This is a genomic window from Flavobacterium frigoris PS1, assembly GCF_000252125.1.
GTDB lineage: Bacteria > Bacteroidota > Bacteroidia > Flavobacteriales > Flavobacteriaceae > Flavobacterium > Flavobacterium frigoris_A.
Genome location: NZ_AHKF01000016.1, coordinates 1 through 14,259, shown reverse-complemented (window position 1 = coordinate 14,259; position 14,259 = coordinate 1). Strand labels below are relative to the sequence as shown.

The following is a 14,259-nucleotide window of genomic DNA, read 5'->3' as shown; positions in this document are numbered from 1 at the left end:
ATGAAAAAAATCATATCCTTTATATTACTATTAGTTGTTAGTATTTCTTGCACCGATGGGTTTGAAGAAATCAACACTAATAAAAATCAACCCACTGCTTCACAGCCCAAGCAGATGCTCCCCAACGTTATTTTCAATTTAGCCAATAGTAATGTAACCAACTCTTATGATTTTGGGGATATTCTGGCTCAATATGGTGGTTTCTATGAGTACAACCAATTAGATATTTATGACTGGGGTGCTGACAACCGCTTTTGGGGAATGTACAAATGGCTTAATGACATCTACGATATTAAAAAACAAGCTATCGCATTAAATGACAAAAACTATGAGGCAATAGGTCTGGTTCTGGAAACGTACACGATGAGTCTTATTACTGATACTTATGGGTATGCACCCTATTCTGAAGCTTCAACAGGAGAGTCAGGAATTCTAAAACCTAAGTATGATTCTCAAGAAGAAATATATACACAACTGCTACTAAATTTAGACAAAGCAAATGCTTTGATTGATACAAAAACAAAAGTGGAAGGTGACTTATTGTTTAGTGGTGACATGTTAAAATGGAAAAAATTCTGTAATTCATTACATGTACGACTTTTAATGCGCATTTCTAACAAAGTGAATGTAAGTGTTAAATTAAATAACATTATAACTAAACCTACAGAATATCCTTTATTTCAATCTAATACTGACAACGCTAGTTATGTATACTCTGGAAGTTATCCTAATATTTCACCAATGAGTGATGGAGTTAATAGATTGTATGGCTATAATATTGTTGTTCCTTCTACTAATCTCGTAAATACATTAATAGCTAATAATGATCCAAGACTAGAAGAATGGATTGATCCAATTGCGGGAACAATAAATCACTTAGGACTTCAACCAGGATTAGCATCAGATCAAATTGGGGAACCAACAAAATACTCTAGAAGAGCAGAAGATTATTTTTATAACAAAACAAAAATATCTTCTTTATTCATGACGTATAGTGAATTGAACTTCCTATTGGCCGAAGCAAGTCAACGCAATCTTATCACCACTGGATCAGCCAAAACGTATTATGACACTGCTGTAGCAGCTTCTTTCAAACAATGGAATGTCATTATGCCTACAGATTACTTGACGGCAACGGCTCCATATAGTGCTACAACCGAAGTATTATACACCCAAAAATGGTTAGCTTTATACCACACAGGAGTAGAATCATGGTTGGACTGGAAAAGAACGGGGAAACCCAGTTTTATTAAAGCAGGTCCTGGAGCAAAAAACAATGGAAAAGTGCCCAGAAGAATCCTATATCCTAGTCTAGAGCAATCTGTTAATGCTGAAAACAATAGCGAAGCATTACAAAAAATGGGGGGAGATGATATCAACGTAAAAGTATGGTGGGACAATTTTTAATTTATAATAACATGAAAAAAATACTTTTAATTCTGATCCTTTTTAGTGCTGTAATCACTCGTGCGCAGCAGGCCGAAAACATCATTATCATTACTACTGATGGTTTTAGATGGCAAGAAGCTTTTAAAGGAATGGACGAAACATTAGCAAAAGATAAAAGATTCAATCAAGCTGACAGCTCTTATATTTACAAAAAATATTGGGCTGAAAACGAGAACGAACGCAGAGAAAAACTAATGTCTTTTATGTGGTCTGTACTTGCAAAAAAAGGACAAATTTATGGAAATAGAACAATTGGTAACAAGGTAAATAATGCCAATCCATATTGGTTTAGTTATCCAGGATACAATGAAATCATGACTGGATATGCTGATACTCTAATCAACTCTAATCACTATCCTGAGAATCCAAACACTACAGTTCTGGAATTCTTAAATAAGCAATCAAAAATAAAAGGAAAAGTAGCTGCTTTTGGAGCTTGGGGCGTTTTCGATAATATTTTGAACGAAAAAAGAGCTGGTTTTCCGGTAGTCTCAGCATTTGATAAAATGGGTGGTAAAAATCCAAACGAAAATCAAAAATTAATAAATGCGATGCTCGCCGATTCATTCAAACCTTTTCATGAAGAGGAATGTTTAGATGTATTTACACATTATGGAGCGCTTGAAGAGTTAAAAACGAACAAACCGAGAGTATTGTATATTTCCTACGGAGAAACAGATGAATGGGCACATGCTGGATTTTACCGTTCTTATTTAGATGCTGCACATCAAGTTGATGCTTGGATTAAGGAGATTTGGGATTTTGTACAAAATGACCCACAATACAAAGACAAAACTGCTTTGGTATTCACAACAGATCATGGTCGTGGTGATATCACAAAATCAGAGTGGACCAGTCATGGACCACAAATAAAAGACGCTTCAGAAATATGGTTTGCAGCAATGGGACCAAAAATTGAAGCGAAAGGGGAAATGAAAGAGGAAAACCAATTGTACCAAAATCAATTTGCACAAACAATGGCGAAAATTATGGGTTATACTTTTGAGGCAAATCACCCGATAGCAAATGAAATTCCTGGAGTTGTAAAGTAATTCCTTAGTTGAATGTATAAAAGAAGGGTTTGACAATATTGTCAAACCCTTTTTTATTTTCCTAAACTCTTTTTGAATTCAAATAAAATCAAGCTTCTTTATTGGCAAGTTGCCCACAAGCGGCATCAATGTCTTTACCTCTACTTCGTCTCACTTTAACAACAATTCCACTGGCCTCTAATGCTTTTATATAGGCGTTAGTTGCTTCTTCTGAGGCCTGTTGAAATTCCCCATCATCAATCGGGTTGTACTCAATCAAATTTACTTTACAAGGTACGTATTTGCAAAATTTAACCAAAGCATCGATCGATTCCTTATTATCGTTGATATCTTTCCATACCACATATTCATAGGAAATTTTGCTTTTTGTCTTTTTGTACCAATATTCCAATGATTCCTGTAAATCCGCTAAAGGGAAATTAGCGCTAAAAGGCATGATTCGCGCACGAATTTCATCAATAGCTGAATGTAATGAAACAGCTAATTTGAATTTTACATCGTCATCAGCTAGTTTTTTAATCATTTTTGGAACACCTGAAGTCGAAACCATAATTCGTTTAGGAGACATCCCTAAGCCTTCTGGTGAAATTATCATATCGATGGCCTTCATCATATTGTTATAATTCATCAATGGCTCGCCCATACCCATGAAAACAATATTAGATAACGGATGATTGTGATACAAACGACTTTCTTTGTCTATAGCGAGCACCTGGTCATAAATTTCGCCAGGCTCCAGATTTCTCATTCTTTTTAATCGTGCTGTCGCGCAAAAGCTGCAGTCTAAACTACAACCTACTTGGCTAGAAACACAGGCTGTTGTTCTGGTATTAGTAGGAATCAAAACAGATTCTACCACTAGGCCATCATGCAACCGAACTGCATTTTTTATGGTTCCGTCGTCAGAACGTTGAATAGTATCCACTTTGATATGGTTAATAACAAAATTGCTCTCTAGCATCGCACGTGTTTCTTTAGAGATATTTGTCATGTCCTCAAAACTGTGTGCCCCCTTACTCCATAACCATTCATAAACTTGATTTCCACGAAAGGATTTGTCTCCACTGGTTACAAAAAATTCGCGTAATTGTTCTTTTGATACCGCTCTTATGTCTTTTTTTTCCATTTGCATGCTGCAAATTTAATGACTATTTGTTGCATTTAATAATTATACATACAATTTCACCATTACAAGATGATTCTGTGTCCGTTTTTAAATAAAAATAGTTAGATAAAAAAAGATTTCAGCTATTCAATCGATATAGTACCACCCTCTTTTAGTAAAATATTAACAACTGATATATATCATATATTCCCCTCCTCCTTAAACATAAATTTGTCACATAATTACTACGTATTAAGTATAAATAAGAAATCCGGTTTGCAAACCACCATTAAAATAACTTAATAAACAACATAATGAAATCAACACCTCTTAAATCGATCTTTTTAGCGATAGCTTTCTTCGGAATACTATTCTCTGTAAATGCCCAAAAAAATTATGACTTAAATAAAAACCAAAAATTTTCTGTATTTGGAACTTCAACACTACATGATTGGGAAATGATATCAAGTACAGGTACAGGAAACGCAAATCTTACTATTACCAATTCTAAACTAGAAGCGATTAATGGTATAACCCTCACTCTTTTATCTGAAAGTATAAAAAGCGGCAAGAGCTCTATGGACAAGGTTGCCTACAAAACCTTAAAAACTGATAAATTCAAAACTATTAAATATGTTTTGAAAACAGCTGAAAAAGTAAATGAAACTACTTGGAATTTAACCGGAATTTATACAATAGCTGGAGTTAGCAAAGAAGTCAGAACTCAAGTAAAAACTACTTTAACTAATGGCACTGTAACATTACAAGGGTCAAACATAATCGCATTTGCTGAGTTTGGAATGGATTCACCAACAGCTCTATTTGGAACTATCAAAACTGGAGAAGAACTTACACTAAAATTCACTATTAACTTTAATTAATCAATCATGAAAATAATCTACCTCATAGCTGCTGCCTTGTTAAGTATGACAGCAGTAACTGCACAAAATAGTTTTGGACAAATCCAAAATCTTATTTCACGTGATCAAACTGGAATCAATCAATTCGACGTAAAAAAAGATAGCGTAGCATTTAAAGGACTTAGCGTTGATCTGGGTGCCGCCTTTGCGTTACAGTTTCAAGGTGTAAAATCGTTTAATGACCAGAAAAATCTACCTGCTACTATCTCAGGCTACAGATTGACTAATCTAGGAAATAATTTTAATCTACCTACTGCAAACATGATCGTTGGAGCTCAATTATATGATGGAGTTCGCGTTAATTTAGAATTATATCTTGCCGCAAGACACCATCATGAAACCTGGGTAAAAGGTGGTTATTTACAAATTGATAAATTAGATTTTATCCAAAAAGATTTCTTAGCTGATTTCATGAAATATGCTACTGTTAAAATTGGACAAATGGAAAACAACTATGGTGACGCACACTTTAGAAGATCTGACAATGGAAACACTCTTGCAAATCCTTTTATTGGAAACAACATAATGGATGCCTTCACTACTGAAATGGGTGCCGAATTTTATTACAATAGAAACGGGTTTGTAAGTATGATTGGTGTTACTAATTCAAAATTAAATCAAGACGTAAAAGAAATAGTTCCAAGCTCACCTACTCAAAACACAACCATTAGTCCAACTATTTTGGCTAAAATAGGTTTTGATAAACAAATTGATTCTGAATTAAGAATACGATTAACTGGATCTTTATACCATGTTGCCAACATGAGCGGAAACTTATATAGTTCTGATAGAGGAGGTAGCCGTTTTTACGGAGTAATGACTCATGCAGCATACACCGGGGCATCTGGGGAAATTGCAGACAATTTTGATCCTGAATCAAACAAAGACACTGGTAGATTCAATCCTGGATATGGCAACTGGGCCACTTCATATATGATAAATCCTTTTGTAAAATACAAAGGTCTTGAGTTCTTTGGAACAGCAGAATTCAGCTCTGGTGGTGATGCTAAAGGAAATGATGACAGAAGAACTGTTAACCAATATGTTGGGGATCTATTATATCGATTTGGAAAAAATGAAAATCTATATATTGGCGCTAAATACAATGTAGTGAGAGGTAAACTAAAAAATGCTGATGTAAACAATATTACAATCAACAGATTAGAAACTGGTTTGGGCTATTTTTTAACTAAAAACATATTAACTAAAGTAGTATATGTAGACCAAAATTATAAAGATTTCAACCAATTTACAGCCGGAAATCCTAATGATTTATACGGAGGTAACTTTAATGGTCTTTTCTTTGAAGCAGTAATTACATTCTAATACTATGAAAAATAGAATTATAATAGGTTTACTGAGTTTAGCACTTTTCCTACTCTTGGGAAGTGCTAAACCCATTGTTGTAAAAAATGATACAACAACCTTAATAATAAGTAAAATTGAGATAAAAATAAGTGGAACATCAACTGTAGGTAAATACAATTGTACTAACACCTTTTATAAAAAAGATAGCATCATTTTAAATTTAAATGAAAAAAATTATTTAAAAGCAGATATTCCAATGCTAAACTTCGATTGCGGCAATAAAGTCATGACCAAAGATTTACGTAAAACTATAATGTGTAAAAAATTCCCTAACAGTAATGTTACAATAACGGATATCAAAGTGTGTAATACAGATTACAGATGTAACCTCAGCTTTTTAATCACTAATAAAACACTTAAATACAAAGACTTTATATTACACAAAGTAGATAACAAAATTCATGGTACCATCCATTTAAATTTTTCTGACATAGATCTTGAGCCACCGGTAAAAATGGCAGGCCTTATCAAGGTTCGGGATGAAATTGTTATTGATTTCAGTTTATACAACAACTAACTTATAAGCAAAAAAAGAAGCGAGATAAAAATTCTCGATACTTCAAAGAAATATACTTTTTAACTTCTTTTATTCTCCTTTTTTGATTTGTAACTTTGTGCCAAATAAAAAACTCACAAATGCATTTTATTTCCCAAGATTTAGAAGACTATATCGAGCAACATTCCGGAAAAGAGCCCGAATTATTAGCAGCATTAAACAAAGAAACCTACCAGAAAATACTATTGCCGAGAATGCTAAGTGGGCATTTTCAAGGACGTGTTTTAAGTATGTTATCCAAATTAATAAGACCCTTGAACATTCTTGAAATTGGCACTTATACTGGATATTCTGCACTATGTTTGTGTGAAGGTATGCAAGAAGACGGAATCCTACATACCATTGACATTAAGGAAGAGCTGGTTGATTTTCAGCGAAAACATTTCGACAAATCACCTTGGGGCAAACAAATTGTACAGCATTTAGGTGAAGCAACTGAAATAATTCCAAATTTAGATGTGAAATTTGACTTGGTTTTTATTGATGCCGACAAGGAAAACTACATCAACTATTTTGAAATGATTCTTCCTAAAATGAACAAAGGCGGCGTCATCTTATCAGACAACGTGCTGTGGAGCGGAAAAGTACTTGAACCATTAAACCCTAAAGACATAAGCACAAAAGTACTTCTGGACTATAATGAATTATTGATTAATGATCCAAGGGTAGAGACTGTTTTACTGCCTATTCGTGACGGTTTAACGGTGAGCAGAGTTCTTTAAATTTAGCTTTTTCATCGTCTCTAAATCTAGTAGCCCAGATGGAAATGGAAATCATTCTGGATTGAAATGAATTTTTTCTAAACAAAAAAGAGCGCCCAACGGAAGCTCCTTTATTGTTATTGAAAAAACCATTTTAAACCAGAATATTGAAATGAACAGCTGGAAATGGCTCCTTAAAATTGTCGTGGAAAATACTTTTTTTGTGCGGCCTGATGTAGTTTATAAAACACAAATCCCGAGAACATACCAAACAAATACCCCGACAATATATCAACAGGGAAATGTAATCCCAAATAAATCCTGCTATAAGCAAAGATTAACGGCCACAAAAAGAGCACGTAAAAATATTTAGAGTATCGCTTTAAATTTAAATATAAAAAAACGGCAACTGCCATAGAATTTGCAGCATGACCGGAAAAGAAACTGTAAGAACCTCTAAATTGCACTACTCTAATAAATGTGTTCACTTTTGGGTCAGCGCAAGGTCTAAGTCTTTGAAATCCGTTTTTGAATAGATTTGTAGCTTGATCCGTGAATGCTATTAAAAGCGCCACAAACAAAAGTAAATACAGCGTTTGCTTTGTACCTATTTTTTTAAAAATAATGTACAGTAGCAGTAAAAATAAAGGCAGCCAATTTAGCTGATTCGTAATTATTAACCAAAGTCCATCATATTGTGCAAACCCCAAATTGTTTAGATAAATGAGCAACTTGGTATCTAGAGACAGGATTTTCTCTATCATTACCTTTGACGTTTTACAGGTCCTGTAGCGTCTTCAATATCTTCCTTAACCTTTTTCGCTTCCGTTATCGTGTCTCCCAATAGATCCTCTTTGGCTTTACTGATTTGGGAATTTATGTTTCCTGTCATATCTGACAAGGACTTTGCATCGAGACCATTGGCCTCAACTCCTTTTTGGATTTCACTTTTTATATCGTTAGTCGCATTTTTCAGTTGCGCCATAGCTTTACCCATACTACGTGCCATTTCAGGCACTTTATCAGAACCAAAAAGCATGAGTACTATAAACATAATAAAAACTAACTCTCCTCCTCCAATTCCAAACATATTACATTTTTTTTATTACGGCAAAGATACCAAATTTTGATTTCTCGCCTTTTAAATTTTTCATAAAAAAAAGACTCTTAAAGAGTCTTTTTTTTATCTGTTCTAATACTTAATCAAATTTACTTTTTACTTCTTGTTTTGGCCAAGTGTTATTAGTCACATCAATATCTGCTGTTTCTAATTTTGGGTCAATTTGAATTTTCTTAATTGCTTTTTCAGTAGCATATACTTTCTTAGCAGTATCATTGTTTTTTCTCCAAATTTGCGCTGGATATTTAAAATTATCTACTGTTCCGTCTTCATAAGTTATCTCAACAAGAATAGGCATTATCATACCGCCTGGTTTATTGAACTCTACCTCGTAAAAGTATTTTGGTGATTTTAAAGTTCCTTTTTCTTCGGCAGAAAGTGTACTAACGTAATCAGAAAGCAACTTTACATCCTCAATTTTTAATGCTTTCTTTTGATTTGATTTTAACTCTGAATTGCTTTCTTCTACTAAGTAAACAAAGGGACCAGGATCAAGACCAAAGCGACCTTTTCTTACTTTAGCATTTTTTAATGCTGCTGTAGGACTTTCAGAAACATAATATTGTTTCACGTCGTTAATACCAATATCTACAAAATCAGTTGAGTAAAACCAACCTCTAAAAAACCAGTCTAAATCTACAGCAGATGCATCTTCCATAGTTCTGAAAAAATCTTCTGGAGTTGGGTGTTTAAATTTCCAGCGGTTGGAATATACTTTAAAAGCATAATCAAACAACTCTCTACCCATGATTGTTTCTCTTAGGATATTAAGTCCTGTTGCTGGTTTCCCGTATGCATTATTACCAAACTGAATGATACTTTCTGAGTTAGACATTATAGGTTCCAAGAATTTTTGATCTCCACTCATATAAGGAACAATGTTTTTAGCAGGACCACGTCTAGAAGGGAAATTTGTCCCTAATTCCTGTTCTGCCATAAACTCCATAAATGAGTTCAAACCTTCATCCATCCAAGTCCATTGACGCTCATCTGAGTTTACAATCATTGGGAAAAAGTTATGTCCAACTTCATGTATTACAACTCCCATCATTCCGTTTTTAATTTGCTCGCTAGTCACTCCATTTGCATCTGGACGACCAAAATTCCAACAAATCATAGGGTATTCCATTCCTTGATCCTCTGCTGATACGGATACCGCTTTTGGATAAGGATAATCAAATGTATGTGAAGAGTAACTTTTTAAAGTATGTGCAACAGTTATTGTAGATGTTTCTCCCCATAGTGGGTTTGCTTCTTTTGGGTAAACAGAAGCTGCCATTACTACCTTATCACTTAATTTCACTGCCATTGCATCATAGATGAATTTTCTTGAAGTGGCAATTCCAAAATCTCTAACATTTTTAGCGCTAAATTTCCATGTTTTCTTCTTATCAGAAAAGCCTCTTTCAGCTGCTTCTGCTTCTGCTTGAGTAACGATTACAACTGGCTTATCGAATGATTTTTGTGCCAATTCATATCTTTTTACTTGCGCTGGTGTGAAAACTTCACTTCTATTCATTAACTCCCCTGTTGCTTCCATAACGTGATCAGCAGGAACAGTAATATTTACGTCAAAATCTCCAAAAGGCAAGGCAAATTCTCCGCTTCCCCAAAACTGCATGTTTTGCCATCCTTCTACATCATTGTACACTGCCATTCTAGGATAGAATTGAGCAATCACATATAATCTATTTCCTTCTTTTTCAAACAATTCGTAGCCAGAACGCCCACCCTCTTGTTGGTAGTTATTGATATTATACCACCATTTAATAGAGAATGAGATTGTCGTATTTGGTTTCATCGGGGTCGCCAAATTGATTCTCATCATGGTTTGGTTTACAGTGTATGACATTGCATTACCCTTAACATCTTTTACATATTCTATATTAAACCCGCGATCTGCATCTTTTTTCAAAAACTTGTTTGCAAAATTGGAAGCTGGAAAAGTCTGATCCATTCTTTCGCTTTCTGACAAAGGAGATTCAGAATCTTTCGCCGCTTGGTTTTGATCCAATTGTATCCATAAATACTCTAGGTTATCTGGTGAGTTATTGTAATAAGTAATGGTTTCAGAACCACTTAATTTTGCTTTTTTATCATCTAGCTCTATATCAATTTTATAATCAGCTTGTTGCTGATAATAAGCAGGTCCTGGAGCACCAGATGCTGTACGGAACATATTGGGCGTAGCTAACAGATCATACATCTGACTAAACTTGTTAGTGTCGTACTTGCCTGGCTGTTTTGGAGTTACGGTTGTTGTTTTTTCTTGCGCAAATAAAGCTACTGGAAGAATAAAAAATAAAATGATTTTTTTCATGGGTAGGATTAACTAATTAGTCCGTGAAAATACTATTTTTTAGCAAATTAGCATTATTTTATCAGAATTTTAACATCTGTCTGACAGCCGATTCCGTAAAGAGAAAACTGTGTTTCTCTCCTAAAACAGTGAAATGCGTAATGTTTTGTTGTTCTGAATTCCAATCAATTAAAACCGCATTATACATTTCCAACGAACTAATTTTAGAAACTCCATTTATACTTAAATAACAAACTAGAACATCTCCTTCGAGCTCTTTACTCAAAAACTTAATCGGACTCGATTTTCCATTTATCTTGATTGTCAATTTCTCCCCAAGGTATTTTTTTAGCAGCGCCACTTCTGCAGACGATTCAGAATCCGTTGCTAGATGCAGTTTTTTATTGTATTTTTTCTCCAGCGCTTTGTCCAAGTCATCTACAAAAATCCTGGTTGTAATTTGAAGCATTTTTTTTTCAGGCGCATAATTTACTTGGTAAATACCCATGTAGAATTTATGAACGGCAAAGGAAGTCAATGTCACAAAAAAGAATGCAAAAAATAAATAGAAGATTGTTTTTTTCATTTTTCAAAAGTAGTAATTCTTTTGTATTCCTTGTTTTTTGAAACAAGGAAATCAATTAATTGAAATTCATCACTTGGCGCCATCAAAGTTCTCGATTTAGGATCATTCTCGCAAAAAACAAGAAAAAGCTTAATTTCATCATCCTTTAATTTGAGGGTATTAGCAAAAAAAGAATAATTAATTCTCTTCAAGGCAAGCTCAGAAAAACTGGTATCCTTATAAAAATCGGCTTTTTCAGGATTGTTTTTCCTTAGTATTTTTAAAACATCTTTGTAAATACGTACAAAGTCCATCCCCATTTCAATACTACCATCTCGAGGCATAGCACTATTTTTTGGCGACGATCGTTCATCGTCAAAATACTTCATATCTACATATTTTTGAGTCCCTCCTGATACAGGGTTCACTTCTTTTTTGGCCAAAATAAGTACCTCAGCTAATTCATTAGTAAACACATCCATTTTTACCACAAATTGCGGAACAATAAATTCCTTTTCCGAAAGAACAATTCTCTTAGATTTAAACGCCAAACTTGAAAAAACCAAGGTGTCATTAACTTGAGCCATAATCGAAAAGAATCCGTAACTATTGACTATGGTACCCGTTTGTGAATTAACATTAAAAACAATCACATTTTCTACTGGAACCAAATCATTTCTCACTTGACCTTTTAAAGCTGATCGGGTTCCTATTTGGCTAAAGCAAAATTGGCTCAACAGACTCACAAGTACTATTACTATTTTAGTTTTCATTTGCTATAATTTTAGTGTATTTTTCTGCCAAAATAATAATCAGAAACATGGATAATGTTTTGTTCTTAGCATTTAAAGCCGCAACAAAGTCTATATCATCAATGCAATAATATTGAAACCCTTTTATATAATCTTCCGGTATTTTAAGCGTCTCTACATAGTATCTATCTCCAAAAAGATACTCTAATCTATTCATCAGTCGTTGTTTATTTTCTACCACAACTTCTTTTTTAAGCATCGCAGTTCTTCCAGACATCCAATTCAAAGGTCGATCTAACAATCCAGACCTTGCAGTATATAATTTTCTTTCGGCAGCAGTGTACTTTTTTTGGTTGTAAGGAACAATCCCTGAATTTTCAGCATTGATTTGAGAATCCGCATTAACAACTACTTCTTTTAGAGGAATACTATTCGGCTGCATTTTAATTGCAATATCATTTTTTATGATATCAGCTTTGGTTAGTCTTTTACGTAAAGTTACAAGATTTACAGCAGAAAAAGCTAAAAGATCACCTTCTTTTACTAAAAGATAAAACACCCCTTCGTAATTAGAAGATGTTGACTGGTCCGTTGTTAGATTTATAATATTCACACCTTCAACCGAGGTTGAATCCGTATCAATTATGCCGCGAATTTTTATTTCGCCAGCCACTTGACCAAAAATAACCTGAGAAAGTAAACAGATAAAAAACAGGAAAGTATTATTTGTTCTCACCGGCAATTATTTCTTTATATTTTGTTGCGAGCTCCCCTAATAAAAACTCAGTTGTAGTGATGTTCTTTTGATCTAAAATCTTTGTGAATTTATCATTATCAACGGCATAATATTTAAAGCCTTTCACATAATCTAAAGGTATTTTAAATTTATTAATATAATGGTCAATATCAAACATCTCATCTAACATTGCTAGATAAGTTTCTTTTTTCTCCACTATAAGCTCTTTTTTAAGCATAGCAGTCCTTCCAGAAAGCAAATTAAACAAAGGGTCTATCGAAATCGAACCTCCAGCCATACTTCCGGCACTAGCGGTAGGATTCAGACTCGTTGCTGTTTTTAGTTTACGCTCTGCTGCCGTATAGGACTTCTGATTTGCAGGTATGATGCCTAAGGAAACCGCATTGATATCGTTATGACGCCTAATTACAACTTCATTCAATTGATTCATTATAGGTACCATTTGAACCGAAAATAATTTTTCTCCAAAATCATCGGAAGTCAATACAACTCGAATTCCTTTAAATTGTGCTGCAGAGAACAGCAGCGTGTCCCCAACCATAGCCGCTATCGAAAAATAACCGCCCTCATCAGTAATCTCTGCTTGTTCCGTTTTTAAATTTATGACATAAAAACCTTCTGGAGTTGCAAAATCAGTCTTCAGCTTCCCCCGCAATTTCCTAGGAATCGCTGTTTGTGCCAATGCTGCAGTGGCAAATAATACAAAAAAGACACAACTAAATTTACCGATCTGCATGTGATTATATTCAATTATTCATTAGTTGTAAAAGTATCCTAAGCCTCTCCAAATTAATTACTAAGGACATGGTAAAAAAATGTTAATAAAAAATAAGCCAAATAAGTAGTCTGATTTTATACCTTTAACATATTAAATTCAATACACAATGAAAAACATAATTATAGCAAGCACCTCAACTATACATGGGGGCGAATATTTAGAATATCTATTACCTGAATTAAGCAACCATTTTAAACACTGCAAAACTATCCTCTTCATCCCTTATGCAAGACCTAGCGGAATAACCCACGAAGAATACACTGCTAAAGCATCTTTGGCTTTCGCCAAAATAAACATAGCTGTAAAAGGAATTCATGAATTTGAAAATGCTAACTCAGCAATTGAAAACGCTGAAGGGATTTTCACTGGTGGCGGTAGCACTTTTGTATTAGTTAATGAATTATACAAAAACAAAATCATGACTGTACTTGGTCAAACCATTAAAAAAGGAACTCCCTATTTAGGGACAAGCGCAGGAAGTGTAATTTGTGGGCTAAGCATGCAAAACACCAACGACATGCCTATTGTATACCCACCAAGTTTTCAAACTACAGGAGCAATTCCGTTTAATATAAACGCACACTACTTAGACCCAGACACGCAATCAAAACATATGGGAGAAACTCGCGAAACCAGAATAAAAGAATTCCATGCTTATAACACAATTCCTGTTTTAGGATTAAGAGAAGGAAGCTGGCTTGATGTAAAAGGGTCAAAAATAGTTTTGAAAGGAAATTTATCGGCTCGTCTTTTTAGACAAAATCAAGTTGCAGAAGAAATTGAAAGCGAAACTGAATTGAGTTATATCAAATAAAAAAGCCGAAACATTAATGTTTC

At 34.1% G+C, this 14,259-nt stretch carries 15 protein-coding genes; 7 read left to right on the top strand and 8 right to left on the bottom strand.

Annotation, left to right across the window (positions count from 1 at the left end; all coding sequences use genetic code 11):
• Both HJ01_RS07015 and HJ01_RS07010 read left to right on the top strand, forming a co-directional pair.
• Positions 1 to 1,407: a SusD/RagB family nutrient-binding outer membrane lipoprotein gene (locus HJ01_RS07015; protein ID WP_007137647.1), complete on the top strand. Its 1,407-nt coding sequence runs from the start codon at positions 1 to 3 to the stop codon at positions 1,405 to 1,407.
• Positions 1,408 to 1,418: 11 nt separating this feature from the next.
• Positions 1,419 to 2,501, top strand: coding sequence for an alkaline phosphatase family protein (locus tag HJ01_RS07010; RefSeq protein ID WP_040473773.1), 1,083 nt, complete (start codon positions 1,419 to 1,421; stop codon positions 2,499 to 2,501).
• Between the two features lie 88 nt (positions 2,502 to 2,589).
• Here the strand turns inward: HJ01_RS07010 and rlmN are convergent, their stop codons facing one another.
• Complete coding sequence (gene rlmN, locus HJ01_RS07005; protein WP_007137645.1) at positions 2,590 to 3,633, bottom strand: 23S rRNA (adenine(2503)-C(2))-methyltransferase RlmN; 1,044 nt, start codon at positions 3,631 to 3,633, stop codon at positions 2,590 to 2,592.
• A gap of 287 nt (positions 3,634 to 3,920) precedes the next feature.
• On the opposite strand from rlmN, the gene HJ01_RS07000 reads away from it, so the two are divergent.
• From HJ01_RS07000 to HJ01_RS06985, 4 genes are all read left to right on the top strand, one after another.
• Positions 3,921 to 4,487 (top strand): YceI family protein, encoded by a 567-nt coding sequence (locus HJ01_RS07000; RefSeq protein ID WP_007137644.1) that lies wholly within the window; start codon positions 3,921 to 3,923, stop codon positions 4,485 to 4,487.
• Positions 4,488 to 4,493: 6 nt separating this feature from the next.
• Positions 4,494 to 5,852 carry a hypothetical protein gene (locus HJ01_RS06995; protein ID WP_007137643.1) on the top strand — a complete coding sequence of 453 codons (1,359 nt, stop codon included), beginning with the start codon at positions 4,494 to 4,496 and terminating at the stop codon, positions 5,850 to 5,852.
• A 4-nt stretch (positions 5,853 to 5,856) separates the two neighbouring features.
• Complete coding sequence (locus HJ01_RS06990) at positions 5,857 to 6,411, top strand: hypothetical protein (RefSeq protein ID WP_007137642.1); 555 nt, start codon at positions 5,857 to 5,859, stop codon at positions 6,409 to 6,411.
• A 119-nt stretch (positions 6,412 to 6,530) separates the two neighbouring features.
• Entirely contained in the window at positions 6,531 to 7,172 is a 642-nt protein-coding gene (locus HJ01_RS06985; protein WP_007137641.1) for an O-methyltransferase, read from the top strand.
• Positions 7,173 to 7,345: 173 nt separating this feature from the next.
• On the opposite strand, the gene HJ01_RS06980 is transcribed toward HJ01_RS06985, so the two are convergent.
• From HJ01_RS06980 to HJ01_RS06950, 7 genes are all read right to left on the bottom strand, one after another.
• Entirely contained in the window at positions 7,346 to 7,915 is a 570-nt protein-coding gene (locus HJ01_RS06980) for a phosphatase PAP2 family protein (RefSeq protein WP_007137640.1), read from the bottom strand.
• Positions 7,915 to 8,241, bottom strand: coding sequence for a twin-arginine translocase TatA/TatE family subunit (locus HJ01_RS06975; RefSeq protein WP_007137639.1), 327 nt, complete (start codon positions 8,239 to 8,241; stop codon positions 7,915 to 7,917). Before HJ01_RS06975 ends, HJ01_RS06980 begins: the two co-directional genes overlap by 1 nt.
• 109 nt (positions 8,242 to 8,350) lie before the next feature.
• Positions 8,351 to 10,591 carry a M1 family metallopeptidase gene (locus tag HJ01_RS06970; protein WP_007137638.1) on the bottom strand — a complete coding sequence of 747 codons (2,241 nt, stop codon included), beginning with the start codon at positions 10,589 to 10,591 and terminating at the stop codon, positions 8,351 to 8,353.
• 61 nt (positions 10,592 to 10,652) lie between these two features.
• On the bottom strand, positions 10,653 to 11,156 hold the full coding sequence (locus HJ01_RS06965; RefSeq protein WP_040473760.1) for a DUF6702 family protein: 504 nt from the start codon (positions 11,154 to 11,156) through the stop codon (positions 10,653 to 10,655).
• Positions 11,153 to 11,908 carry a hypothetical protein gene (locus HJ01_RS06960; RefSeq protein ID WP_040473759.1) on the bottom strand — a complete coding sequence of 252 codons (756 nt, stop codon included), beginning with the start codon at positions 11,906 to 11,908 and terminating at the stop codon, positions 11,153 to 11,155. The genes HJ01_RS06965 and HJ01_RS06960 overlap by 4 nt, the downstream gene beginning before the upstream one ends.
• On the bottom strand, positions 11,898 to 12,623 hold the full coding sequence (locus HJ01_RS06955; protein ID WP_007137635.1) for a hypothetical protein: 726 nt from the start codon (positions 12,621 to 12,623) through the stop codon (positions 11,898 to 11,900). The genes HJ01_RS06960 and HJ01_RS06955 overlap by 11 nt, the downstream gene beginning before the upstream one ends.
• The gene (locus tag HJ01_RS06950) at positions 12,610 to 13,380 is read right to left on the bottom strand and encodes a hypothetical protein (protein ID WP_007137634.1); all 771 of its coding nucleotides are present in this window, start codon (positions 13,378 to 13,380) and stop codon (positions 12,610 to 12,612) included. Before HJ01_RS06950 ends, HJ01_RS06955 begins: the two co-directional genes overlap by 14 nt.
• Positions 13,381 to 13,528: 148 nt before the next feature.
• Between HJ01_RS06950 and pepE the strand changes: the two genes are divergently transcribed.
• Positions 13,529 to 14,236, top strand: a complete 708-nt coding sequence (gene pepE / locus HJ01_RS06945) for a dipeptidase PepE (RefSeq protein ID WP_007137633.1) — start codon at positions 13,529 to 13,531, stop codon at positions 14,234 to 14,236.
• Positions 14,237 to 14,259: the final 23 nt, after the last annotated feature.

Bases quoted from the DNA above. Each gene is read 5' to 3' on its own strand.
- HJ01_RS07015 (WP_007137647.1), top strand. From the start codon at position 1: ATGAAAAAAATCATATCCTTTATATTACTATTAGTTGTTAGTATTTCT.
- HJ01_RS07010 (WP_040473773.1), top strand. From the start codon at position 1,419: ATGAAAAAAATACTTTTAATTCTGATCCTTTTTAGTGCTGTAATCACT.
- rlmN (WP_007137645.1), bottom strand. From the start codon at position 3,633: ATGCAAATGGAAAAAAAAGACATAAGAGCGGTATCAAAAGAACAATTA.
- HJ01_RS07000 (WP_007137644.1), top strand. From the start codon at position 3,921: ATGAAATCAACACCTCTTAAATCGATCTTTTTAGCGATAGCTTTCTTC.
- HJ01_RS06995 (WP_007137643.1), top strand. From the start codon at position 4,494: ATGAAAATAATCTACCTCATAGCTGCTGCCTTGTTAAGTATGACAGCA.
- HJ01_RS06990 (WP_007137642.1), top strand. From the start codon at position 5,857: ATGAAAAATAGAATTATAATAGGTTTACTGAGTTTAGCACTTTTCCTA.
- HJ01_RS06985 (WP_007137641.1), top strand. From the start codon at position 6,531: ATGCATTTTATTTCCCAAGATTTAGAAGACTATATCGAGCAACATTCC.
- HJ01_RS06980 (WP_007137640.1), bottom strand. From the start codon at position 7,915: ATGATAGAGAAAATCCTGTCTCTAGATACCAAGTTGCTCATTTATCTA.
- HJ01_RS06975 (WP_007137639.1), bottom strand. From the start codon at position 8,241: ATGTTTGGAATTGGAGGAGGAGAGTTAGTTTTTATTATGTTTATAGTA.
- HJ01_RS06970 (WP_007137638.1), bottom strand. From the start codon at position 10,591: ATGAAAAAAATCATTTTATTTTTTATTCTTCCAGTAGCTTTATTTGCG.
- HJ01_RS06965 (WP_040473760.1), bottom strand. From the start codon at position 11,156: ATGAAAAAAACAATCTTCTATTTATTTTTTGCATTCTTTTTTGTGACA.
- HJ01_RS06960 (WP_040473759.1), bottom strand. From the start codon at position 11,908: ATGAAAACTAAAATAGTAATAGTACTTGTGAGTCTGTTGAGCCAATTT.
- HJ01_RS06950 (WP_007137634.1), bottom strand. From the start codon at position 13,380: ATGCAGATCGGTAAATTTAGTTGTGTCTTTTTTGTATTATTTGCCACT.
- pepE (WP_007137633.1), top strand. From the start codon at position 13,529: ATGAAAAACATAATTATAGCAAGCACCTCAACTATACATGGGGGCGAA.